A 22,539-nucleotide genomic window follows, 5' to 3' on the forward strand; every position below is an offset into this window, starting at 1 on the left:
GTAAAATCTGCTCGCTTCGTCATGTAAGTTTCCTTTCAACTCAAGAAAACCTCTCCACTTTTACGAAGCAAGTCCAAACTGCAGGTGCGCTTTATGAATAGCTGTGCATTATCACAGCCCTACCCTTTATCTGCCGCCGCGTGCGCCTGCATCGCGATAATGACACCGGTATTTTAAACCCAAGATCTGCCATGGAATTAGCAACCGATATTCGGCAATGGCGTGATTATATTCACAATCCTGCTGTGGTAAAATTCCAAAGCATAATCGCCAGATTATCTGGAAAGCGGTTGGATTAAAACATTTCGCGAAATAGCAACGCTTGCCGATGAAGAATTAGGCAATTAATGATTAAATACAATACAATATTAAAAACTCAAATTAAAGTATTAATTAAATTAAAATCAATTTTCTGTATCACAGTTATTTAGGATTTTAATTCAGAAATTGTATTAATTAAACCTCCTTATAAATCATAAAGCAAAAGTAATTTTGACATAGCGCTCATCAACCGCTAAGTTTAAAGGCTCAGTCAATAAATTCCAAAGATTGTGACTGATTGAAAGCTCGTTTTTCCATCGCGGGCATTCTGTTTTTAGTCTGCTGGATCTCATCGGCGGACATTCGCTCGGCCAATAGCATTCCGTCTACTGGCCATCACTCAATGAGTGTCGGTTCTCGGACCGGCTCTTGAGCTTCGTTAACAGCGGGGCAAACGGAGATAATATATGCGCAACGTTATTAAAGTGGGCGCGCTCGCAGCATTATGCGCGACGACCTCTTTTATTACTTCTATAAATGCACAAGCGGATGAAGTCTGTGAAATTGACAGGCCCATTATTTTTGCAGGTCTGGACTGGGATTCAAATGCCATCCATACGGAGATTGCACGCTTTATTTTGGAAAAAGGCTATAGTTGCAAAACCGATATTATTCCCGGCACCACAATTCCTCTTCTTAATGGTCAAATTCGTGGCGATATTGATATCACCATGGAAATCTGGCGGGAGAATGTGCGGGAAGTTTACGATCCAGCAATAGAAGCCGGCACTGTTATTGATCTTGGTGTGAACTACGCCGATGCCATTCAAGGCTGGTTTGTGCCCAACTATTTGATCACTGGCGATGATGCACCTGCACCCGATTTAAAGTCTGTCTTTGATCTGGCTAAATATAAAGACCTTTTTGCGGACCCAGAAGAACCCGGTAAAGGCCGGTTTTATAATGGAGTGGCTGGCTGGAGCGCTGAGGAAGTTTCCACTAAGAAACTTCACGCTTACAAGCTTAACAAAGACTTTGTCAATTTCCGTGCTGGTTCGGGTTCTGCACTTGTTGGAGCCGCTGAAGCAGCCCTGTTACGCAAACGTCCAATCTTGTTTTATTATTGGGGACCGACATGGTTTTTAGGTAAAGTCGGCGATCAAGTGACGATGCTCGAAGAGCCGGAGTTTGATCAAAAAATCTGGGATGAGCTTCAAAAAGAAACTAGACCCGAGGCCGTTACTGAAGCCACTGCCTTTCCCGTGATTGAGGTTACAATCAGCGCTAAGCCTGAAATTGTCAAAGACGCACCAAAAATCACTGAGTTTCTAAAAGCCTACGAAACAACGGGCCAACAAGTTTCTGAATTGCTTGCATGGATGCAAGACAATGGCGGCACTGCCGAAGAAGCTGCACTTCATTTTCTTAAAAATGAAAAAACGCAGTGGCACGGCTGGGTCTCCGAGGATATCGCATCGCGCATAGATGCTGCTCTGTAATCAGACTATGAGCTTGCGCTGCTTAATGACCTGAACCGGTCATTGAGCAGCGCATATAGAGGGCCATTACAAAGATTTTCAAACGAGGTAATGGCCCGTAATCTGCGGAGTAGATCCCAATATGTTTTTTGATTTTGGAAAACCAATCGCGCGAAGCACCAATGAATTTGTAGAATATCTTGTCATAAATTATGGCGATGCATTCGAAGCCATTACAAATTCTATTCTCAAACCATTGCTGTTTATTGAAGGTGTTTTACGCTCAAGCCCGCCTGTTATTATACTGGCCGTTGTCCTATGTGCCTCTTTGCTTAGTACTCGAAATATCTGGCTTTCAATCCTGCTTACCTTTCTCACATGGTTGATTGGCTGTTTTGGCCTGTGGGAACCGGCAATGCAGACATTAGCTATTATGCTAGTCTCATTGTTGATTTCTATCATTCTTGGATTACCGCTTGGTATTATTTGCGCCAACTCTTCACGTTTCCGAGCTATTTTAAGCCCCATACTGGATTTGATGCAAACCATTCCAAGCTTCGTTTATCTCATCCCTGCCGCCATGTTGTTTGGCTTAGGTAAAGTTCCTGCAGTCTTAGCCACAGTGATTTATGCAGCTCCTCCATTGATCCGCCTGACGGATTTAGGAATTCGTCATGTAAATTCCGAGGTGGTTGAAGCAGCACGTTCATTTGGCGCCACAAAAATACAGATTTTGCGTGGCGTTCAAATCCCGCTTGCGTTGCCTTCAATCATGGCGGGTATCAATCAAACCATGATGATGGCGCTGGCAATGGTGGTTATCGCGTCGATGATCGGTGCGCGTGGCGTAGGTGAAACTGTCTTATTGGGCTTACAGCGTAATGATGCTGGCCGTGGTCTCTTAGGCGGGCTCGCTATCGTCATCATGGCGATTGTACTTGATCGCATTACTCAGGGTTTTGGCCGTCGTCTGCAAGCACGTCGCCCACATAAGGGAGGATGATGGTGATGATTGAACTGAAGAACGTTACCAAAGTATTTGGTCCAGACGAGAAATCCATTCTGCCAATGCTAAAGCAAGGCATGACTAAAGAAGAAATACTCGAAAAGACTGGGCATACAGTCGGACTTTACGATGTTTCCTTGTCTATCAAACAGGGAGAAATCTTTGTCATTATGGGGCTTTCCGGCTCTGGGAAATCAACTTTGATCCGTCATTTTAACCGCCTTATTGATCCGACAGACGGAGTGATCACTTATGACGGCGAGGATATATTAGAGCTTAACAAACACCAGCTCATTGAGTTTCGTCGTAAAAAGCTTGGCATGGTTTTTCAACGTTTTGGCTTGATGCCCCATCGAACGATCTTGCAAAATGCAGCCTATGGTTTGGAAGTTCAGGGGATAAAAAAAGCAGAACGAGAGGCACGAGCCAAAGAATGGCTGCAACGGGTTGGCCTTGCGGGTTTTGAACATCAATATCCTGATCAACTTTCCGGAGGCATGCAGCAGCGGGTCGGCTTGGCACGAGCACTATGCAATAATCCGGATGTCTTGCTGATGGATGAGGCTTTCTCGGCGCTTGATCCGCTGATCCGTAGTCAGATGCAGGATCAGCTTGTAGAATTACAGGCCGAGTTGAATAAAACAATCGTTTTTATTACCCATGACCTTGATGAGGCTTTGCGTCTTGGAGACCGAATAGCGATTTTGAAAGACGGTATTCTCGTTCAAACCGGCACACCAAATGATATCTTGCTAAATCCAGCTGATGAATATGTCAGCGATTTCGTACGCGACGTCAACAGAGCAAAAGTATTGAATATTGATACCCTATCGCGTGCTCCATCGTTGCGCATTACTCATGATAATCTTGACCGCGCATTAGAAGAAATGCGTAAAACCGGTGAAGCTTATGGCTATGTATATCATAACAATGTTTTCCGTGGCGTTTTGACCGAAGATATGCTGAGCGAAGCAGTCAAAAACAGCAGCAAAAAACAAACTCTATCTGATTTAGCTCAAGAGCTGCCCAAGATTGAAATCGGCAGTCCACTTTTCGATGCACTACCCATAGCAATGGGCAATGATCTACCGTTGGTCGTTATGGACGACGACAAGATTGCAGGCTTTGTAACACAAGAACAACTGGGGCAAGCCCTGATACCGGAAAAAAACGACAATTCTGATCCGATGGATCAAGATAACGCCAAAAATCACCCTAAGATTTAAAAAATAACGCCTTTCAAAGAGCGTCTGACAATTTTAATCAGTCATTGAGACTTTTGTTTCAGTGACTGATTTATTGTTTTATTGCGGCAATCTCCCCGCTGGCGTGATTTTGTCAGGCGCGAACCTTCCGATCCAACGCAATTCCAGCCACGTATTTATGCCAGCCCCGTGGTGGACGCGAATATCAGAGAGCAACCGGCCGACACGCCAACCAATAAAAGCATATCGCTCGACAGCATATTCGGAGTGAAGGACAAGCTGTTCGGCAAAAAATAGCGCTGAGCAGGACTTTTTTTGTGGGGAGTAAATGATACATATAGTCCGTGAAGGTGCCCTAAACGGGACAATCTCCGAAAAAGAGCGCAATGTCACATTGGACTTGCTTCGTAAAAGTGGAGAGGTTTTCTTGAGTTGAAAGGAAACTTACATGACGAAGCGAGCAGATTTTACGAAGGAATTTGAGCGAGCAGCAGTGCGGCTTGCTGAGACAAGCGGTCGAACCCGTAAGGAGATTGCAGAAGATCTCGGCATAGGTCTTTCGTAAGCGGTGTTTCAATCACACCTTGTCGGAATAATTCCATGGCAAGAGTTGGTCGATGTGGCTTTGTTTGTGGCCATTGACGATTGCAGTGATCGCGTGGGTCAGCCATTTTTGCGGATCGACGTTATTTAGTTTACAGGTCTCAATCAGCGAGGCGATCGTAGCCCAATTATGAGCACCTGCTTCATGGCCTGCAAAAAGTGCATTCTTGCGGTTGAGAGCAATCGGCCGGATTGTTCGTTCAACACTGTTATTATCCAGTTCAACGCGGCCGTCAGACAGGAATAGGCACAAGCCGTCCCAGTATTTGGCGATATATTTCAACGCCTCGCCCAATGGTGCTTTTGCAGACACGCGCGCACGGTGATGAGCAAGCCATGTTTCCATGTCATTGATCAGCGACTTTGATTGTGCCTGACGGGCTGTCAGGCGCGCTTGCGGGTTGAGACCGTGTAGCTCTGCCTCGATTTTTAAAGTTCACCGATCCGTTTTACACCATCTTCTGCAATCGGGGACGTGCCTGTGCGCGTGATCTCAATAAGCTTGCGACGCGCATGAGCCCAACAGTAAGCCAATTGTATATTGGAGCCAACACGCTCTGGCGCGATCAGCCGATTGTAACCCGCATAGCCATCGACTTGTAGGATACCTGTAAAGCCCTGCAATATCTGTTCAGCATATTGTCCAGACCGTCCTGGCGCATAAGTGAAGGCAACACCAGGCGGTGCATTGCTGCCTGCATAGGTGGCCCATGGTCGATCATCACGTGCCAAAGCCCAGAAGTAGCCTGTTTTAGTCTTGCCAGATCCCGGATCAAGCACCGGTGCACGCGTTTCATCCATAAAGAGTTTGTTGGAATGCTTGAGATCACTAATCAGCGCATCAAAAACAGGTCGTAATTCGTAAGCTGCCCGTCCGACCCAGTCGGCCAGCGTAGAGCGATCAATATCTACGCCCTGACGCGCCATAATCTGGGCTTGACGATACAAAGGTAAATGGTCGGCATATTTGGATACCAGCACATGGGCGACAGTTGTCTCTGTTGGCAAACCTGACGGGATTAGTCGGGCTGGAGCTGGTGCTTGCACAACACCATCCGTACAGGCGCGGCATGCATATTTTGGACGATGCGTGACAATGACACGGAACTGAGCAGGGATCACATCCAATCGTTCAGAAACATCTTCGCCAATACAATGCAGACACCCACCGCAGACGCAGATCAGGCTTTCCGGCTCAATCACTTCATCAATACGCGGAAGATGCTTTGGCAGAGAACCACGATTGATGGAACGCGGTTTGGATATTCGTTTATCTGAAGGTGTATCCGCTTCATCCTCAGTATGAATGGCGGCGATCGCGGCTTCCAGATCTTCCAGTGCCAGATCGAACTGCTCAGGATTGCTTTTCTCTGACTTGCGCCCATATGCGGTCTGTTTGAAAGACGCAACAAGCTTTTCCAGCCGTTCAATGCGGTCGTCTTTGCTTAGCCCGAGCGCAGTTGCTGCGATCAGCATCGCTTTCAATTCAGCAATATCATTTGGGAGATCGGCAGCGTTCAACATTGGCAAAACTTACCAAATTCGGCCTTGATTTGCTTGATGAATTTGTCGTCAGAGTCACCTTGCCGCAGCTATCCGTTGTCACTCAAACAGTCACCGGCGCTCGTGTCTCCACAGCACGCACACGCCGCCAGTCGAGCCCTGAAAACAAGGCTTCGAACTGCGCATGGTTCAATGACATCAGCCCATCCCGGATCTCCGGCCAGCTGAATGTATGGGCTTCCATACGTTTATAAGCCAGAACCATCCCGCTTCCGTCCCAGTAGATCAGCTTTAACCGATCTGCTTTGCGCGAGCGGAAGACAAATACAGTTCCTGTGAACGGATCCTTGCGCAATTCATTCTTCACCAGTGATGCCAGACCATCATGGCCTTTACGAAAGTCGACAGGTTTTGTTGCCACCATGATCCGAACGCGATTGGAAGGAAAGATCATGCTGGAACCGTCAATCCACGTGCGACTGCAACAATACGGGCAACCGATGCGCCTGCTTCGAGCCGAACCGTCACGGGACCGATGCTTATCTCCGGCCGGCTTTGATCTACGCCAGCTTGTTCGCAAACGGTATCGCTGATCACAAGTCCTGCGAATTCAATTTCCTTTTCTCGCGCGGGTAAAACCAGTTGGCCATGCTTAGCCAGCGTTCGCCACATCGATAAACGGTTTGCCCGTACACCATAGCGTTGCGCGACATCAACAACACGGACACCAGGCCGCAGCGCTTCTGAAACAAGTCTGGCCTTGAATTCCGGCGTCCATTTATGACGGCCCCCGCCCAAGCTCTTCTCTGGGGTGAGAAACTCCACCGTAGTCCCCATGGGGAAACTCCCTTAAGTAATCCATGAAAAGTCCATCACAAATCAAAAGGGAAGGAACAAGGTGGGGAGAAAACACCGCTTACGTTCGATTGTCGAGCACATCCGGCCCACTGCCGACATTGCGCTATAGAATCTACGCTGCGATGCACCTTCACAAACCGGTCGTTCGTGCCTAAGCGCGGGAATTTCACGGATGGTACATCTAGAGGAGTATTTCCCCCCACTGCCAGGTCAGAGGGATTTAGAGGTGAGATTGGGCTCTAAACTAGCTCGGTGCTGCCGTCTGCATGGAGACAAACGGTCGAACCAACCTGCCTGTAAATAGTTGAGCCGGACGTGAAACGGCTTCGCAATTGCTGCACATGTGCATAATCAAGCAGTGAAAAACTAGCGGTCTCAGCGCCTCCGGCTGCTGCGAAACCCGCGCCAATCATTGCCCCTCCGACGTCCGTGAGAAAAAAGCGATCATGCAGGTCTTCGCCGCCTTGGATTTGCTCCCATTCGTAAAGCTCGACCGTAAATCCGGGAGGTATCGCGCCTGCAGTACGAGCCGCACTGTCTCGTGCGAGCATTTGAGTGGGTGGTCGCGAAGGGTGCGTACGAAAGTGTATTCTTAACGTCCTGGGAGACACGGGTATCGCCGCAAGCCCAGCAAGCAGAACCATAAGCGGGCTTTGATAGTCGCCATTTGACCCTCGCAGATCGAAAAACGGATCTACGAGATCGATCTCTCTTGCCGCCGCTGCAAGCATGATTAGTGGAGCAGCGATATCGGCTGGAACCCTTGTGATATCTTGGCTGAGAGGCGCTCTCATTAAAGGCTCAGCGTCCGCACAATCGTCAGGCTTCAGTACCTCACGGCATCCACTAGCGTCGGACTCGCAGATTATGGCTCGAGACGGTCGCTCGCCATGTTCCCGAAGTGCGTTGCCGATCCAATCTAATGCATGATCGTAATCTCGACAAAAATCCGCCACCTTATGCTTTTCGTTGCGTAGGCGCTCGACAATGCTCAACATCCGCACCTCAGGAACCCCGGCGGCTTTTGCAGCTTGAACTACTTTCTTTTCCCATTTGCTGGGAAATCGAGAAATCAGCCGGCCCTTGTCCGACCCGAACCGATCAATTAGGTCCTTGAAGTTTTTCCAATCTGATCCAATTGCTTCCGGTTCTACCGCGTATTCCGCCAACATTAGAACAGTTCCTCCGCACGTTCCGCGAAGAACCCATTCGGCCAGCGGTCGGCAAAATCACCGTCACTGTCCACGCGAAGCTGGCGAAAGAGGACATCGTCCGGCGTGCTCTCGACGTAAATCACGGAGAGATCGCTGGGCGTGAGCGAAATCACTCCCGGTGGTAGTTGACCCTCTGTGGTTTCCCGGACTCTTCTCAGCAGCCGCAGCATGATGTGCTCGCTGTGGGTTTCGACCAGAAGCGTTTTGCCTGAACCGAAAGACTGTTCACCCGGCATCACCGCATGAATGAAAAGATCCCCAACTCCGACCTGAATTGCCGGATGGATGTGAAGCTCGGGCTGCTCAATTGCCAGGATTCCATCCCTGTCGCGAAGGCAAGCAACGATGACAGGGATCATCTGGGAGATGCCAACACCCACATCGCTTGGGGCAACATTAATGAACTTCACCGCGTCACGCAAAACAATCTCGGTTCGCGTCCCCAGTTTCTGAAACTCTTCCTGCAGTTCTCCGATGTCGTCTTCGTTTATGCCACGCTTGAATAACTGATCGATACGGCTCGAGACCGGTATTTCCAAATATTCCGACTTCGCTATTTCGTAATTGGTCCCCAGACCGTCCTCACCACTGAGCCAGGCATTCACTTCGCTAAGCAATTTGCCCTTGGTGTCCGAATAGAGAAGGTCCCACGCTGCGAGCCCCTGTGCCCAACGCCCCTCATCCGGTGAACCCTGGGGCCGGAAAGCCCTGGGTGGAATGCCCTTAGCGGACCGATATAGGTCATCTGCGAAAGGTAGTCGCGTGCAATGCGCAGTGGCCCAAGCAGCAACTCGTCGAGCAATGCAGACAGGTCGCGAACGCGAGGCGTGCTGCCCTCCAGTTCCAGCTTCTTCGGTTCCGGATCGCGCAGTTCCAAGGTCCAAGGCTTGTTGATATCCGGCAGAGCGCCAATGACGGATGCAGCAGCGATGCGAAACTCACTGACACGTTTCAAGTCCGTGGATCTGGCCATGTCACGGGAAAGCTCCCAAATCTCGATACCCAGTTTGGTGCCAAGTGGGTCGTTCTCATTCTTGTCCTGAGAAGGCTCTTCATCGGCGTCCATATACTGCAGCAGCAGTGGATGCTGTAAGTTGAACTCGGTGAGCTGAGCCTGACCGGGCTGTGGAGGGGACTTGATCGTGGCGATTTGTTCACCGTCCATCTCGACAGTCAGAGCCGAAACGTAAGACGCATTGATCAGGTCGCTCCATTGAATCTGCAGGGAGACACCGATCTTCTGGACAACGGCATATTCCTTCAGATCGGTATTCTCACCGACGATGTACCGGATGCGAAGATTCTCAAACTCTGGATCATCGAGCGAGTTTCCGTTGTTGATCGGCAGCCATTCGTTGCCCTGATCGTCCGACAAATCGATGACCAATTTGATCGTCATCGACTTCGATAGATCATGATTGTGGATCAAGTTCTTGAAGCCGCCGAGATCAATCAGACCGCCCGCAATTGTCTGGTCCGGATCGGGGTTCTTCCTCTCCAGAATCTCGCGAACATAATGCAACGCTTGAAGGATAGTGCTCTTGCCCGCACTATTGGGGCCGAACAACAGCGTGATTGGGCGCAGCTCAATGACCTGCCTGACGCCAACACCCTTGAAATTTTCGATCTCGATCCGGCTCAGTCGCATGACAATCTCATTTGCTATTTCACTCCTTTAGCCTTGCCGGCCGCAGCGAGAATTTTCGGTATCTTGGAAAAACAGAAGGTTTGGAAAGCCCGCTCCATCGCGGACCACTCGCCAGTGTAGAACTCGCCCGCCTGAGACGTGAATTCCATGGCAAAACTCTCCTTTAACTCGGTCTCGTGGTTATGAGCGGTTTCGCCGTCTTCAAATGGCTGGTTATGTTTAAGTTCCCACCGGCAAACTGCGCACACTGGAAAACCGCCATTGACTTCTTTCAAACGCCGGTTCGGATCATTCGATCTGCCGACCTTCACCAGAGCCTTGCCGACATGGGGGCCCGCTTTTCCAAGCAGCGCTTCCGCATTGGCTGACAATTTCATCAGGTAGAGGTAGTTCTCGCCATCTTCATGCGTTGAGGTGCTGTCCCCGAAGCTCGGAAGAATACCCTTTGATGGCGTGAGCACATCATCCATGTAGGCGCTGACGAGGTCATCCGCCGCGATGGCCGGTTCACCAAAGACATTCACCTGCCGGACGTGATGACTGAGCGCCCAGCGCTTTTCGTCCGGTTCTAGCAGGACGGCTTTGGTCGTCCTCTCAAACCGCTTTTTCTGATCATACGCTTTGGGAGCAATGGTCTTGATGTGAACCCGGTTCGAGATGCGCCAAGCACGGACAACTTTTATTCCATAGGTCCACCGGTCCTGAAAGCCATGATCTAGCTTCCATATTTTTGATTCTTCATTCTGGCGGTCCACGTCATGGCATCGCTCCCGCACAACCTCCATGAACCCGAAGGCCTGCCTCTGCAGATCGGCGTCGGTGAGAGAGTCCACAGCGCCATAAATGAGGACAAGATCACCGTCCTTCATCTTGCTCAGCATGTCTTCGCGCTGGGCTTCGTGCGTGAAGCCGATATATCCAGCCTCTTCCGGGTTGAAGCCGTAGAAGGCGCGCACCCAAACCTGGCGGTTTTCACGAGTGATCTTGTCCAGCCTCATCCCCACACCCTTGCCGTGCCAACGTCAAAGAAGTGGACATTGAGCTTGTTCTTCCTGCCAGATTCAGCGCGGAAGTCCATGAAGCTGAATGCCTTGGTGATGATCCGCTTGTTGTCTGCAGAGTTGGGATCGCCATAAAGGCCAACGCAGAGATCGGTGACCTTGCCCTCCGGGATTTTCTTCAGAACGTGATCGTCATTGTCATCGAACGAATGTCCGAAGACAAACAGCGATCCGCCTATGCTGGAGAAGCTCCTCAGCGCCTTGTGCAGGTAGGCGCTGTGCAGAATCTTGTCGAGCTTGTCCTGGCTATGTCCCTCCGCGACGAAGAGGGGGTACTTCTCCTCATCGAGCGCGCAGCGAACCTGTTCGACAATCGGAATATCGGTCTTTGACCACGTGTATTTGGTGATCTCGTACCCGGCGTCGAAGATGTGCAAGGCACCGTGTAAGAAATGCACGGTCGGAGAGTTACTGTCCTGCCAGGAAACATAGGGAGCACCCTCGTTTCCTTCAGGATGACGGAACCCGTCATCGCATCGGATGTGAAGCTCATCGACTTCATCATGCTTCAGCGCCCAGTAAAGTAGCACATCGTAATTCAGCGTGTAGATATGTTCGAAACGGGAGAGGAATGCGCGACAGGCGGCATACTGCTCATTTGTGATGTCATAGGGCCGGTCCGGATGATTCCGAGCAATAGCTTCGGCAAGGATGGTTTTGATCAAGGCTGCGTCCCTCTCGATCTGTTCGACAAGTTCCGGCGAGGTGTCCTTGTAACACTTCAAGACCTTGGCCATGTCGACGAGTAGCCGGATCACGGCCTCGAAATCCTGTGTCGAGAGCGCCTTGAAGACTTCGGCGGCGTTAGGGACAGTGGAAAAGTCGGCCTTGCTATAAAGTGAACCGTAGCTGAAAATGTCCGGCTTCAAGGCAATGCTAAAACCGTTACCAAGCAGGATGTGTTTCCTGTCTCCTGCCATCTTCAGGCATTTTTCAAAGCTGTAGATCGGGATCTCACTCATTGACTGCCCCTCCCTTCAGCTTGGGGAAGTTGGCGGAAAACGCTGCCAGCACATCCCGCCATGTGTCCGGATCAGGTTGCGCTTTGCTGCGCACCAGGTTCAGAACGTCATAGCCGGCATCAGCCAATGCGTTGCGCAAGTCTCGCTCCAGCGCCGCCATGCGGTCGCGAACGGGCTTGTGCAGTTCCATCTGCTCGCCGTGTTCTTGCTCCTCGGTTTTCCCAATCTCGGGGAAAATCGGCCCATAGGATACCAGATCGAACTGGGCACATTGCTCCGGTTCGATGCCTTGTTCTGTCAGCAAGCGGCGAAGACTGTTTGATGCCTTTATGAAGCCGAGGTGTTGGCCCATCCGCGTGTAGGGCGCAGTGGCATAGGGGCTGCTGTTGTCCCCGGTGCGACCAACATAAAGGCGCTCACCCCTCAGCGTATCAATCCGCCAAACATAGAGCCAGAACCCGCGTTGAAGCATCGGGCCAGGAAGGGTGAGCGTGTGGAGTTCAGCCATCACACCACCTCACGCATTTTCATAGCTGCGGTCGAACAGCGGCTTGGCCTTTTCGAAATCGTCCATCGAGCGGATGGTGATTTCCAGATCGCCGGTGCCAAAATGGCCGATAGTGCGCACGTCGCGGGTAAATCCGTCTTCCAGCGTGATGGTGTCGGGATCGACCTTCACATGGACGATCAGCTTGCGCTCCTGGGTCTTGATCTCGACACAGGCGAAATTCTTGATCCGTTTGAAGGCGAAATAGAACCGCAGAGCCTTGAACTGGACATCGTCGCCCAGCCCTTCCAGATGCTCCTTCACTGTGTCGAAAAGGTTGCGCAGTGCGGCATCCGCCTTGTCGAGGGATTGGGAGATGGTCGTGTATTTGATCTTCTGCCCGGTCCCGGCTTCGGTCTCCGATTTGTCGCTGGCGACCGTGCCATTCAGCGGGGCGGAAACGGCATTGACCTGTTCGAGCAGCAGCAGGTCGTCATCGAACTTCACATAGCGGATGAGTTCGATGTTGCGGTTCATCTGCTTGATGGCGTGCTCGTCATAGCGGGAAAAATCACCGGCGATGCAGATCAGGCGCGGCGATGACCACTCGACCGATTGCGCGGCCTTCTCGCCGAATTTCTTCAGCACCAGCATCTCGAAATCGCCGCGATGCGTCACAAGCCAGTCGAGATAGAACAGGCCCTGGTTGATGACGTTCATGTTGGAGGAACGCTTGTATTCGATGATGACGGGGCAGGAATTCTCATCAATGCCGAGCGTGTCCATCCGCCCGCCATGGTCGCGGCCGGTGGAAAACTCCGACGCCAGGAAGCGGACGCCGAGAAAGGTCTCCAGGTTCTGCTCGATCAACGTCTGCAGCGATTTTTCCAGCGCCAGCGAGGTGCCATGAACTTCGCAGACATCCGTGCCAACGATCCGGAAGAGTTTCAGATCGCTCATAGCTCCCCCCGGAATGCTCGTTGTGAAAGAGAGGCGAATAATTCGGTTCCATCGCCGAGCTCGGCACTAATTTGTTTTCTGTGTTTCGACACGCTGCGAAGCGCTTCGGCGAACCTCTGTTGGAGTTTCATTGGGGGCTTCGGAAGAACAAGTTGCTTGATAATCCCGAGATTCAGTCCATCCATGATCGCGCCTTTGTTGTGCTGTTTGATCTGGCGGATGATCATCGGATCGGAGTGGATTGCGAAGGACAGCACTTCGGGCAAAATCTTGGATGTGTCGCAAGTTATTGAAGCAAGATGCTTCGTTGTGATTGCTTCTGGAATGTCGTCCTGGACAACCGCTGACCTTCCCGTGGTCCCCATGATCGTGATGATCACGTCACCAGGAAAAACTCGATACCGGCGCAACTCTTCGTACTTCTCTTCGGTGATGAACCGGCGCTGTCCCCACGCGAATTGGTTTTGCACAGCATTGTCGATTCCCAGAACTGCGACCCCTTCGTCGACGAACTCGCTGTGAAGAAGCGCGCTGCCAAAAGGACCTGATCTGATTGCGCCCTTCTTGTCCTGCGCAAGCTTCTCGATTGTTTCAGGCATCCACTCAGCGTAAGCGGGATTGCGGTGCCCAACCAAATGCACATAGGCCGACTTCAGAAAATCATCGGCGAGGTCGAGGGCCTGCTGGCGTTTGCGGCGGATGGCATCGGCCTTGTCGAGGATTGCCGCAATCCGGCGTTGTTCGTCTCGATGAATTTTCGGGAATACGATCTCTTCGAGTTTAGCCTTGTCGACGTGAGGAATTGTTGCACCGCGAGCTTGCGCCTGATCGTTCAGTTCTTGGAATTTTGATCCTAGCAACCGGCCAAGAAATCTGGGTTCCCATTTTTCAGGTTGCTTCAGGCGCATCCGGGCCACTGTGCTGCCGATCGCCCCTTTCACTCCGTAGCCAACAGTTCCAGCATTCGCCCCGTCCCAAACGATACAAAGGTCGTCTTCCGTTACCTCGACTGCCTTGGGATCAATTACATACTTTGAAGGCCGGGTTCCCCTGACCTCATCAATTTGAATATAGGGCAATGTGCCAGCATTCGGCTCATCGATGACCTTTGCCGCCTTTTTGCCTTTGCTGATTTTGAAGACTTGCCCAAGCTGCTCAGTCGCAGTCATCCCAACATCCCCTCAAGTTCGGCGAGGTCTTTGGCGATGTCGTCATTCAGAGTCTTCATCCGCTCTAGGATGAGCTTCGGCGGATCGTATTTCTGCTCCTCATAGATGCGCTCCTTATATTTGGAGAGCGAGAGGTCGTAATTCGCTTCTCGGATGTCATTGGCCGGAACAAAGAAGGCCTTTTGCGTCCGGTCCGTGTCGCGTTTCGGATCGCGGTCCCGCCACGCCGCGATGCAATTGGGCAGGTCATTTGCCTCGATCGGATCGCGCTTGTCGTCGAGTGAGAAACCGTCCGCCTCCACATCGTAGAAAAAGACATCATCGGTGCGCCCGCCTTTGGTGAAGACCAAGATGCCGGTGGACACACCCGCATAGGGCTTGAACACGCCCGACGGCAGCGAGATCACAGCTTCCAGCTGGTTGTGGTCGAGCAGGAGCTTTCTCAGCGCCACATGGGCGGTGGACGAGCCGAAAAGCACGCCATCGGGCACAATGGTGGCTGAGCGCCCGCCGGTTTTCAGCATGCGCAGGATCAGCACCAGGAACAGCAGTTCCGTCTTCTTCGTCTTCACCTGCCGCAGAAGCCCGGCATGGACATCCTCGAAATCGAGCGAACCCTTGAAGGGCGGATTGGCGAGGACAATGTCGAAGCCTTGGCTGGCGGATTTGGGAAAGCGCTCCGGGAAGCTGTTGCTCAGCGTGTCCTGGTAATGGATGTCGGGATTGTCGACGCCATGCAGCATCATGTTCATGGCGGCAATGCGCAGCATGGTGGCGTCGAAATCGAAGCCGTGGAACATGTCGTTGCGGATGTGGTTCCAATGGTCTTCGAGCAGATCACCAGTGAAAATCTTCTCGGTCTTACCGGTTTCGGGATCGGTCTCCTCGATCACCGCCTCGGGTGAGGTGTGGTTTTCGAGAAGATAGTTCATCGTCTCGACCAGAAAGCCGCCTGTGCCGCAGGCCGGATCGGACATCACGTCGGTGGGATTTGGCTCCAGCATATCCACCATCAGGCGGATGATGTGACGTGGCGTACGGAACTGGCCGTTGATACCCGCCGTGGTCAGCTTGCCGAGCAGGTATTCATAGAGGTCGCCCTTGGTATCGCCCACCGTCAGCGGCAGGTCGTTGATCATGTTGACGGCCTTCACCAGAAGGCTGGGCTTCTGGATCATCAGCTGGGCGTCCTTCATGAACTCGGCGAAGGTAGTGCCGACGGAAGCCTTGCGGAAATGCGGGAAGACCCGGTCACGCACCAGCGGCAGCATCTCGTCAGCGCCCAAATGGCGGAACTGCGACCAGCGCAGCTCCTGCTCGTCCGCCGAGAACCGGCGCTTGAACTCCGTACCGCTGCGCCTCATGCGGTTTTCGTCACGGGCCTCGTTCACGTCGAGCAGGCGCACGAAAATCAGGAAGGTGATCTGCTCGATTACCGTCAGCGGGTTGGTGATGCCGCCGGTCCAGAACTCGGTCCAGAGCGCATCGATCTTCTTTTTAAGTTCACCGGTGACCATCAGTGCAGTTTTCCTTGGGATGTTTCAGCTCCGCCGTCGCCTTTCGGCGCGGGAGCAAAGAGATTCACGATTTTCATCAATTGATCGATATCATCGGGTTTGTCGAAAATGCCCTCCGGACCATCGGCATCCACAACCGTGAAAGGCTGGTCATAGAGCCGGTCGATGGTGATGAAACCGAATTTGATGATGTGGTTTTGCAGCAGTGCCAGGAAGCGCGTCTGCTTGGCGGTCAGTTCGGGATGCCCCAGTACAAAAGCCGAAAACTTTTCCTTCACGGCCTGTTCTTCGAGCCCGACCATCTTGCGAATGGTAATGTCGAGCGGCAACGTGGTGGAAGCAAAAAAATCCTCCAGCGCGCTGCGGCTGACATCGGGATTCTGGGTCAAGACCAGCGATATGATTGCGTTGAGGTCCTCAGATGTCACCGCCTCGCCAGCGCGGATTTTCTTCAGCGTCGGATTGGTCTCGAAGTGCTTCTTCAGTTCGGCTTCAACCAGCTGCTCATAGGCGGCCATGTCCACGGTCTTAAGCGAGGCGCTGCGGCGTGAGGACTGCACAAGGCTCGCATCTTCGGTGATGTCGATGATCTTGGGGCCATTGCCGCCGGGCTTCTGGCGGTCGCGATAGATCATGATGCTGCGCAGCGGTTCACGCACGGCTTCAAGGCCCATCACCGTCACGCCATTCCAGAAGACATCGGACTTGGCCTTCTTGATAACCTCAGCCTTTTCCCTGACCGGGTTGAGATGCATCTGGAGCGAGCCCAACCGATCAAGGAAATCGATCTTCAAATCCGCAATCTCGGCGGACTGGTGCAGGACCGCGATCTGGATCTTGCATACGAGCAGGTCGAAAGCATGCGCTTCGGCTTTGCCCCTGATATCGCGCCATTGCATTAGTGGCGCAATGGTCTGTCGCAGGACTGACACCGTACCGGGGTCAAACCGCTTCAGGTTTTCAAGCGAGGCAGTCGAGCGCTTCTCCCGCCACTTTTCGCGGACGGCGACGGTGTTTTCATCGAGCGCGTTGATGTCGGCAGCGATCAACTGGATCACATGATCGAAGACGGCGATTTCGCTTTTCTGCAGCGCTGTTTCGGCTAGTAGAATGCGCTGTTCGAACAGCTGCTGGAGCAGTGATTTTGATACCGTCGGCTCGACAGGTTTGTACCCCTCTTCGAAACGTTTGAAGTTGGCCCAGTGGTCGAAAATCCGGAAGACCGTCTTGTCCTTGCCGGCGCCAAACAGATCAGGGCAGAGCCGTGTGCCGCGTCCCACCATCTGCCAGAACTTGACCGGCGAGCGCACCGGCTTGGCAAAGACGAGGTTCACGATCTCCGGCACATCGATTCCGGTATCCAGCATGTCCACCGAAATGGCGATGGTAAGCTCGCTGTTGGTACCCGTGCCCTTGAAGTCGTCGATCAGACTTTCCGCGCGAGGGTCATAATTGTCGATCACCTGGCAGAACTTCCCGCCATATTGGGGATACATCTCGTCGAACAGTCGGCTCATCAGCATGGCGTGTTCGTGATTGCGCGCAAAGATGATGGTCTTGCCGATGGTCTGGCCGTTTGAATCTCGGATGCCGTTTTCCATCAAATTGCGGATGATCACGCGATTGGTGTCGCGATTGTAGATGGCCTTGTCGATCTGTTCCGAGGAATAATCGTAGTCATTCGGATCTTCGCCCTGGGCTTCCAGTTCCTCAATCTGGGTCTGGGTCAGGCCGTCAAGCGTGATCCCATCGCGCAGGAACTGCGTGGTGTGATCGATGACCTCGAAGGGAACGAGATGCTTCTCGCCAACTGCCTCTTCCAGGTCGTAGCTGAAGGTTGGTAACATGCCTTCGCAATTGAACAGACCAAAGGTCGACCGTGTCACGAAATTGACCGGGGTCGCCGTCAACCCGACCTGGAGGCTGTCGAAATAGTGAAAGAGGTCGCCATAGATGTTGTAGATGCTGCGGTGGGACTCGTCGGCGATGATCAAGTCGAAGAACCCGACATCGAAGGACTGGTACACCTTCAACATCGCCGGGTAGGTGGAGATAAAGATCCGCTCCGTCGCAGCGCCGCTGACGCGCGAATTGACCACACGGATCGGCTCTGAATCGAGAAAATCAGTGAAAGCGTTCTTCGCCTGTTTACGGAGCTCCTTGCGGTCGCACAGGAAAAGCACCCGCTTCGCCCATCCGGCGCGGATCAGAAGTTCCGCAAGTGCAATCGCTACACGCGTCTTGCCGGTACCTGTTGCTTGCACGATCAGTGCCTTGCGATGCTTGTCGGTAAAGCGCTCGGATACGCGTTTGATCGCCTCGATCTGATAAAGGCGGTTGACGATCCGCTCCTGCGGCACCAGCGACTTGAGATCCTTGCGGCTCTTGCGCTGGAACTTGACCAGATATTGAAGGCTGTCCTTGGAATAGTAGCCAAATACCTTTCGCGGCGGATACCCGGCTGCATCATCCCACATCCAGACGTCGTATCCATTGGTGTAGAAAATGACCGGACGCTGCCCGTACTTCTTCTCCAGAGCATCGGCATACAGCACCGCTTGCTTGCGACCGATTTCCGGTTCGACGGAGGTTTTCTTCGCTTCAATAACAGCGAGTGGCGAACCGTCCGCGTCCAGCAGAACATAGTCAACGTAACCTTTGCCTGACGGAGTAGGTTGTCCGTCGACCTCCATTTCCTTCACGACTTCATTCGTCGAAGCTTCGCCGGTTGCTACATTCCATCCCGCAGTGGCGATCAGGTTGTCAATGATGCGCGAGCGTGTCGTCGCCTCGTTGAACTCGAGGATGTCGGCCGTCTGCTGAGCGGATTTGGCGAGGCTTGCAAGTTCGTCAGCCTTCTTCTCTGCTGCTTCAACCTTCTCGCGGGACTTTTCGACCTCTGCCAGAAGTGTGGCTATTTGCTCTTCCTGAGCAGCCAGCTTCTGTAGGGTCTGTTTCTCTTGCTGGGTGAGCGGCTGTTGTTCGGTGCCGACGCTTTCCAGCTTTGGCTGCTCGAAGGCCGGCAGCGTTCGGTGATCGACCTTGCGGTAGTTGACGATGGCCCATTTGCTTAGATCGTGAGCTTCCCTGAGTAACCATAGGGCGTCATTCCGGGAAACGTCATCCCCGTGCGCAGCTTTGTTGCCGAACTTTCTGATGGCATGCAGCTTGTTCAGCACGACCTTCGGTACAACGGCAGTAAAGGGGCTGTTGGTAAGAAGGTCTATTTGAGTCGGTCTGACGGGCTTGGGCAGCTGAAGTGCCTGATAGATGTCCCTCACGAGATTCTCTGCCAAAAGCCGAAGATTGAAGATCGCACTTCGGGCATCGAGCATCACGTAGCTCTCAGCCCTTGCTCCGAGAACAGCAATCTCTGGCCAGTGGCCCTTTAGGAAGTCGAAATTGGAGGCAGTCATTTCGTCGCCTCCTCGACAGCGGCGTCGAAAGCCGACTTGTTCTCAATGATCACCGGGTATTCACCTGGATCGCTCATAAGATGCGCCACGTCCAACCGCAAACGCTTCTCAAAGTAGTACAACATGGCCATTCGGGTGGACACTGTAAGCCTCTCATCAGTCATGCCGTAATCGGTTGCCACTACCTTCTTCTGCGAAGCGGACAACGCAGGATTGGGCATGAGTCGAATCTCGAAAGACTTGTTCCAAAAAATATCGTCATGCACTGATGCGGCAGGTGCGCCAGGCTGCCGGGAACCCAGACATCTTGACAGTAGAAAGTCTTTGAATTTTTGGTCGATGTGACAGTAGGCCCTCGTGTGCCAACGAAGCCCGTCAGTTGCAAAACTGTGGGGTGTGATACGGCGCCAGATCGCATCAGGTTTGCTGCGGCTCATCGACTGATAAAGAACCTCAACCGACTGATTGTTTGCAATGCACTCAGTTAAAGATTGCAGCACCAACGGATCAATCAGCCGTTTTGGAACCGGGATACCTTCAGTTGGAAGCAGTGCGGTCTCTTTGCAATCATTTGCCTCTCTCAGCAGGCCATTGAGGAATACATCTGGTTTCAACTCAATAAAGCGAGGCGCAAACTCCTTGGTCACAAAGTACCGCTTCTCACTGTGATCGTATTTGATGTTTTCCGGGTATAGCGATTGGTAAGCTGCTATATCCTTGGAAGCTTGGGGTATCGAGATACCAAAATGCGAGGTGAGGTCGACACGGTTCAGGCTACCAAGCCAGAAGGCATGGTACTCGATAAACTGGAACCTCTGTTCCGTCGCCCATTTCAGTTCGGAGGCAAACATGACTCGATTCTAGATAGCAAATAGTAAATATACGTATATTTTTTATCCGCAATTGCGTCAAGTCCAGAGTTGTTCCTACTGACCGCTACTTATCTCAAACGCCTTTACTATCTACTCGGTAATACGGTTCGCGCTATTTCAGATCAGATCTCCAGCTAGTCACCTGGAACCAAAGTAAGCTTCATTTGTTCTTCTTCTATCACAAGTGCAGGAGTTTGACCAATGGTTGGCCGGCAGGCGGACGTCATCGTTCTGAGTGACGCAGATAGAAATTTCCTTGAAACTCAGGTGCGTCGGCATAGAGCGCCACGCTCCTTGTCAGATCGATGCCGGATGATATTGCTGTGCGCGCAGGGTTTGCAAAGCAAGGACATTGCCGAACGCCTGGGTGTTCACGAGCACACTGTTGGCAAGTGGCGCCGCCGGTTCGTGCAAGATGGCATTGAAGGGCTGACAGATGAATATCGTACGGGTCGACCGCGAACTGTTTCAGACGCTCAGGTTGCTGAAGTTGTCGAGCGTACATTGAACACCACTCCCAAGGATGCCACGCACTGGTCCATTCGTTCGATGGCAGCTAACAGCAGCCTCTCGCATACCACCATCCGTCGGATATGGAGCGCATTTGGCTTGCAGCCGCATCGTGCCGAGACATTCAAGCTTTCCTCTGATCCGCTCTTCGTCGATAAAGTTCAGGACATCGTCGGCCTCTATATGTCGCCACCAGACCGGGCGATTGTGCTCTGCGTGGATGAGAAATCGCAAATCCAGGCATTGGATCTCGAGCAGCCTGTGCTGCCCATGGCGCCAGGTGTCGCCGAACGACGTACCCATACCTATGTCCGCAACGGCACGACATCGCTGTTCGCCGCGCTCGACATTGCCACTAGGGCGGTGATAGGTCGTTGCTACAAGCGTCACCGGGCGACTGAATTCCTTGACTTCCTGAAGCGGATCGACGCCGAAATGCCCAATGGGCCGGACGTGCATCTGGTAATGGACAACTATGCGACCCACAAGACGCCGAGGATCAAGGCCTGGCTCGCGCGCCGCCCACACTGGCATGTTCACTTCACACCAACGTCGGCATCCTGGATCAATCAGGTAGAGCGGTGGTTCGCAGAACTGACACGAAAGCAGTTGCAGCGCGGCGTACATCGTTCAACCGCAGAACTGGAAGCCGACATTGACGCCTTCTTCGAAATCCACAACGAAAACCCCACCCCATATAAGTGGGTCAAATCCGCCGACCAAATCCTCGCTTCGGTCAAGCGTTTCTGCCAAAAAACAATGAACCGAACTTCAGATTCAGGTGACTAGGTCGGCATCGCCCGGGGTCGATTCAGCGCTGAGGTAGCTGGCAAGCTTTCAGCAGATTTAGCGGCTCTCGGTGGACAGTGCGCCGACCGGTTCATCAGCGGCTGTTGCCTTCTGGGCGCGGCAGGTCCCGCGCGTCATTTGAAGTGGGTTCCTCTGCAGATTCACGAGCGAACGTCTGCTTCCTTGATCGACCGGTGACCTTCTCACACGTACGGCGAAGGTCCGCTTTCCGCCCCTATAGTCCTTCGCACGTTACGCAACGAACGACAGCTTTACAGATCGCGCCAAATTCGTTCAAACGACCGATTTTTGGCGCATAGCGGTCGTTTAATGCCCTACAAGCTAGGTCTACGCAGGGTCAAAAACGACCAATCGACCGAGTACGAATCGAGCATATGGGCCTCACTCACCCTCTCTCCGACTCTGAGTGACCCATCCCTTTTCTACTCCAAGGCATCCTATTCACCGTACGGAGAGCCGCGAGACCTTCCTTTGCTTGGCATTCCACGCTTCGATGCCCCCTGCCCTTTCCGGGCATGGAATTATGGAGACTATGGCAGTTAAACGGGACCGGATCAGCATCAAGGTAATATCGCCCTCGACCAGACAGGAAATGGGACGGAACGATCTTGCCCGCACCGACGCAGCGATCCAGTCAATCGCTCGGTTAATCGGCCGCCAGATCGCCCGCGAGCAGTTCGAGCGGAAGATCGCGCTGGAACGCATGACACGGAAACAGCTCCACAAGTAGTCTCTGTCTCCGCCAAGACGCCTAACAGCTGGCCACTCTGGCTACTGACATGAACGTGAGTTTCACCCGGCGCAGACTCCCTGGGCCGGGCTGATGCAGTTTTCTCTTGTGACCGTTTTGGTCCCATGCTATAGGTGGCAGATGAGGATTATTGCCCGCCGTACTTTGCGCGAATTTGTCGAAAGCCTCACGGGGCAGAAAGAGCAGCCGGCCGTAAAGGCTGCACTCGATGCCTGGTTTGACGAAGTCAGCAAGACGGAATGGGCGAG

General features: G+C 52.6%; 18 protein-coding genes and 2 pseudogenes. 6 read left to right on the top strand and 14 right to left on the bottom strand.

The window, feature by feature from the left end; all coding sequences use genetic code 11:
* The first annotated feature begins 746 nt into the window (after positions 1 to 746).
* The 4 genes and pseudogenes from JNC77_RS16535 to JNC77_RS17670 form a co-directional block, all read left to right on the top strand.
* Positions 747 to 1,760 (top strand): ABC transporter substrate-binding protein, encoded by a 1,014-nt coding sequence (locus JNC77_RS16535; protein WP_374834489.1) that lies wholly within the window; start codon positions 747 to 749, stop codon positions 1,758 to 1,760.
* Positions 1,761 to 1,881: 121 nt separating this feature from the next.
* Positions 1,882 to 2,742 (top strand): ABC transporter permease, encoded by an 861-nt coding sequence (locus JNC77_RS16540; protein WP_374834491.1) that lies wholly within the window; start codon positions 1,882 to 1,884, stop codon positions 2,740 to 2,742.
* Complete coding sequence (locus JNC77_RS16545) at positions 2,742 to 3,971, top strand: quaternary amine ABC transporter ATP-binding protein (protein ID WP_374834493.1); 1,230 nt, start codon at positions 2,742 to 2,744, stop codon at positions 3,969 to 3,971. Before JNC77_RS16540 ends, JNC77_RS16545 begins: the two co-directional genes overlap by 1 nt.
* Before the next feature lie 427 nt (positions 3,972 to 4,398).
* A pseudogene (locus JNC77_RS17670) lies at positions 4,399 to 4,512 on the top strand (transposase); the annotation flags it as partial.
* Positions 4,513 to 4,527: 15 nt separating this feature from the next.
* On the opposite strand, the pseudogene tnpC reads toward JNC77_RS17670, so the two are convergent.
* From tnpC to JNC77_RS16615, 14 genes and pseudogenes are all read right to left on the bottom strand, one after another.
* A pseudogene (gene tnpC / locus JNC77_RS16550) lies at positions 4,528 to 6,077 on the bottom strand (IS66 family transposase).
* 82 nt (positions 6,078 to 6,159) lie between these two features.
* The gene (gene tnpB / locus JNC77_RS16555; protein ID WP_374834495.1) at positions 6,160 to 6,510 is read right to left on the bottom strand and encodes an IS66 family insertion sequence element accessory protein TnpB; all 351 of its coding nucleotides are present in this window, start codon (positions 6,508 to 6,510) and stop codon (positions 6,160 to 6,162) included.
* Positions 6,507 to 6,854 (bottom strand): transposase, encoded by a 348-nt coding sequence (locus JNC77_RS16560; protein ID WP_374834497.1) that lies wholly within the window; start codon positions 6,852 to 6,854, stop codon positions 6,507 to 6,509. Before JNC77_RS16560 ends, tnpB begins: the two co-directional genes overlap by 4 nt.
* A gap of 299 nt (positions 6,855 to 7,153) precedes the next feature.
* Complete coding sequence (locus JNC77_RS16565; protein WP_374834499.1) at positions 7,154 to 8,086, bottom strand: hypothetical protein; 933 nt, start codon at positions 8,084 to 8,086, stop codon at positions 7,154 to 7,156.
* Entirely contained in the window at positions 8,086 to 8,745 is a 660-nt protein-coding gene (locus JNC77_RS16570) for an AAA family ATPase (RefSeq protein ID WP_374834501.1), read from the bottom strand. Before JNC77_RS16570 ends, JNC77_RS16565 begins: the two co-directional genes overlap by 1 nt.
* The gene (locus JNC77_RS16575; RefSeq protein ID WP_374834503.1) at positions 8,730 to 9,776 is read right to left on the bottom strand and encodes an AAA family ATPase; all 1,047 of its coding nucleotides are present in this window, start codon (positions 9,774 to 9,776) and stop codon (positions 8,730 to 8,732) included. The genes JNC77_RS16570 and JNC77_RS16575 overlap by 16 nt, the downstream gene beginning before the upstream one ends.
* A 14-nt stretch (positions 9,777 to 9,790) precedes the next feature.
* A complete protein-coding gene (locus JNC77_RS16580) occupies positions 9,791 to 10,774 on the bottom strand; it encodes an EVE domain-containing protein (RefSeq protein WP_374834505.1) in 984 nt (327 codons plus the stop codon).
* Complete coding sequence (locus JNC77_RS16585; protein WP_374834507.1) at positions 10,771 to 11,799, bottom strand: DUF4917 family protein; 1,029 nt, start codon at positions 11,797 to 11,799, stop codon at positions 10,771 to 10,773. The genes JNC77_RS16580 and JNC77_RS16585 overlap by 4 nt, the downstream gene beginning before the upstream one ends.
* Positions 11,792 to 12,307, bottom strand: a complete 516-nt coding sequence (locus tag JNC77_RS16590) for a hypothetical protein (RefSeq protein WP_374834509.1) — start codon at positions 12,305 to 12,307, stop codon at positions 11,792 to 11,794. The genes JNC77_RS16585 and JNC77_RS16590 overlap by 8 nt, the downstream gene beginning before the upstream one ends.
* A 9-nt stretch (positions 12,308 to 12,316) precedes the next feature.
* A complete protein-coding gene (locus JNC77_RS16595) occupies positions 12,317 to 13,246 on the bottom strand; it encodes a DUF5655 domain-containing protein (RefSeq protein WP_374834511.1) in 930 nt (309 codons plus the stop codon).
* Positions 13,243 to 14,415, bottom strand: a complete 1,173-nt coding sequence (locus JNC77_RS16600) for a restriction endonuclease subunit S (protein ID WP_374834513.1) — start codon at positions 14,413 to 14,415, stop codon at positions 13,243 to 13,245. Before JNC77_RS16600 ends, JNC77_RS16595 begins: the two co-directional genes overlap by 4 nt.
* Complete coding sequence (locus JNC77_RS16605) at positions 14,412 to 15,932, bottom strand: type I restriction-modification system subunit M (protein WP_374834515.1); 1,521 nt, start codon at positions 15,930 to 15,932, stop codon at positions 14,412 to 14,414. Before JNC77_RS16605 ends, JNC77_RS16600 begins: the two co-directional genes overlap by 4 nt.
* Positions 15,932 to 19,348, bottom strand: coding sequence for a DEAD/DEAH box helicase family protein (locus JNC77_RS16610; RefSeq protein WP_374834517.1), 3,417 nt, complete (start codon positions 19,346 to 19,348; stop codon positions 15,932 to 15,934). Before JNC77_RS16610 ends, JNC77_RS16605 begins: the two co-directional genes overlap by 1 nt.
* A complete protein-coding gene (locus JNC77_RS16615; protein WP_374834519.1) occupies positions 19,345 to 20,199 on the bottom strand; it encodes a BrxR family helix-turn-helix transcriptional regulator in 855 nt (284 codons plus the stop codon). The genes JNC77_RS16610 and JNC77_RS16615 overlap by 4 nt, the downstream gene beginning before the upstream one ends.
* Before the next feature lie 222 nt (positions 20,200 to 20,421).
* On the opposite strand from JNC77_RS16615, the gene JNC77_RS16620 reads away from it, so the two are divergent.
* A complete protein-coding gene (locus JNC77_RS16620; protein ID WP_374834521.1) occupies positions 20,422 to 21,519 on the top strand; it encodes an IS630 family transposase in 1,098 nt (365 codons plus the stop codon).
* A 553-nt stretch (positions 21,520 to 22,072) separates the two neighbouring features.
* Positions 22,073 to 22,270: a hypothetical protein gene (locus JNC77_RS16625; RefSeq protein ID WP_152027228.1), complete on the top strand. Its 198-nt coding sequence runs from the start codon at positions 22,073 to 22,075 to the stop codon at positions 22,268 to 22,270.
* Positions 22,271 to 22,539 lie beyond the last annotated feature (269 nt).

The organism is Paenochrobactrum pullorum (assembly GCF_041929845.1).
GTDB lineage: Bacteria > Pseudomonadota > Alphaproteobacteria > Rhizobiales > Rhizobiaceae > Paenochrobactrum > Paenochrobactrum pullorum.

Bases quoted from the DNA above. Each gene is read 5' to 3' on its own strand.
- JNC77_RS16540 (WP_374834491.1), top strand. From the start codon at position 1,882: ATGTTTTTTGATTTTGGAAAACCAATCGCGCGAAGCACCAATGAATTT.
- JNC77_RS16545 (WP_374834493.1), top strand. From the start codon at position 2,742: ATGGTGATGATTGAACTGAAGAACGTTACCAAAGTATTTGGTCCAGAC.
- tnpB (WP_374834495.1), bottom strand. From the start codon at position 6,510: ATGATCTTTCCTTCCAATCGCGTTCGGATCATGGTGGCAACAAAACCT.
- JNC77_RS16565 (WP_374834499.1), bottom strand. From the start codon at position 8,086: ATGTTGGCGGAATACGCGGTAGAACCGGAAGCAATTGGATCAGATTGG.
- JNC77_RS16575 (WP_374834503.1), bottom strand. From the start codon at position 9,776: ATGCGACTGAGCCGGATCGAGATCGAAAATTTCAAGGGTGTTGGCGTC.
- JNC77_RS16580 (WP_374834505.1), bottom strand. From the start codon at position 10,774: ATGAGGCTGGACAAGATCACTCGTGAAAACCGCCAGGTTTGGGTGCGC.
- JNC77_RS16585 (WP_374834507.1), bottom strand. From the start codon at position 11,799: ATGAGTGAGATCCCGATCTACAGCTTTGAAAAATGCCTGAAGATGGCA.
- JNC77_RS16590 (WP_374834509.1), bottom strand. From the start codon at position 12,307: ATGGCTGAACTCCACACGCTCACCCTTCCTGGCCCGATGCTTCAACGC.
- JNC77_RS16595 (WP_374834511.1), bottom strand. From the start codon at position 13,246: ATGAGCGATCTGAAACTCTTCCGGATCGTTGGCACGGATGTCTGCGAA.
- JNC77_RS16600 (WP_374834513.1), bottom strand. From the start codon at position 14,415: ATGACTGCGACTGAGCAGCTTGGGCAAGTCTTCAAAATCAGCAAAGGC.
- JNC77_RS16605 (WP_374834515.1), bottom strand. From the start codon at position 15,932: ATGGTCACCGGTGAACTTAAAAAGAAGATCGATGCGCTCTGGACCGAG.
- JNC77_RS16610 (WP_374834517.1), bottom strand. From the start codon at position 19,348: ATGACTGCCTCCAATTTCGACTTCCTAAAGGGCCACTGGCCAGAGATT.
- JNC77_RS16615 (WP_374834519.1), bottom strand. From the start codon at position 20,199: ATGTTTGCCTCCGAACTGAAATGGGCGACGGAACAGAGGTTCCAGTTT.
- JNC77_RS16620 (WP_374834521.1), top strand. From the start codon at position 20,422: ATGGTTGGCCGGCAGGCGGACGTCATCGTTCTGAGTGACGCAGATAGA.
- JNC77_RS16625 (WP_152027228.1), top strand. From the start codon at position 22,073: ATGGCAGTTAAACGGGACCGGATCAGCATCAAGGTAATATCGCCCTCG.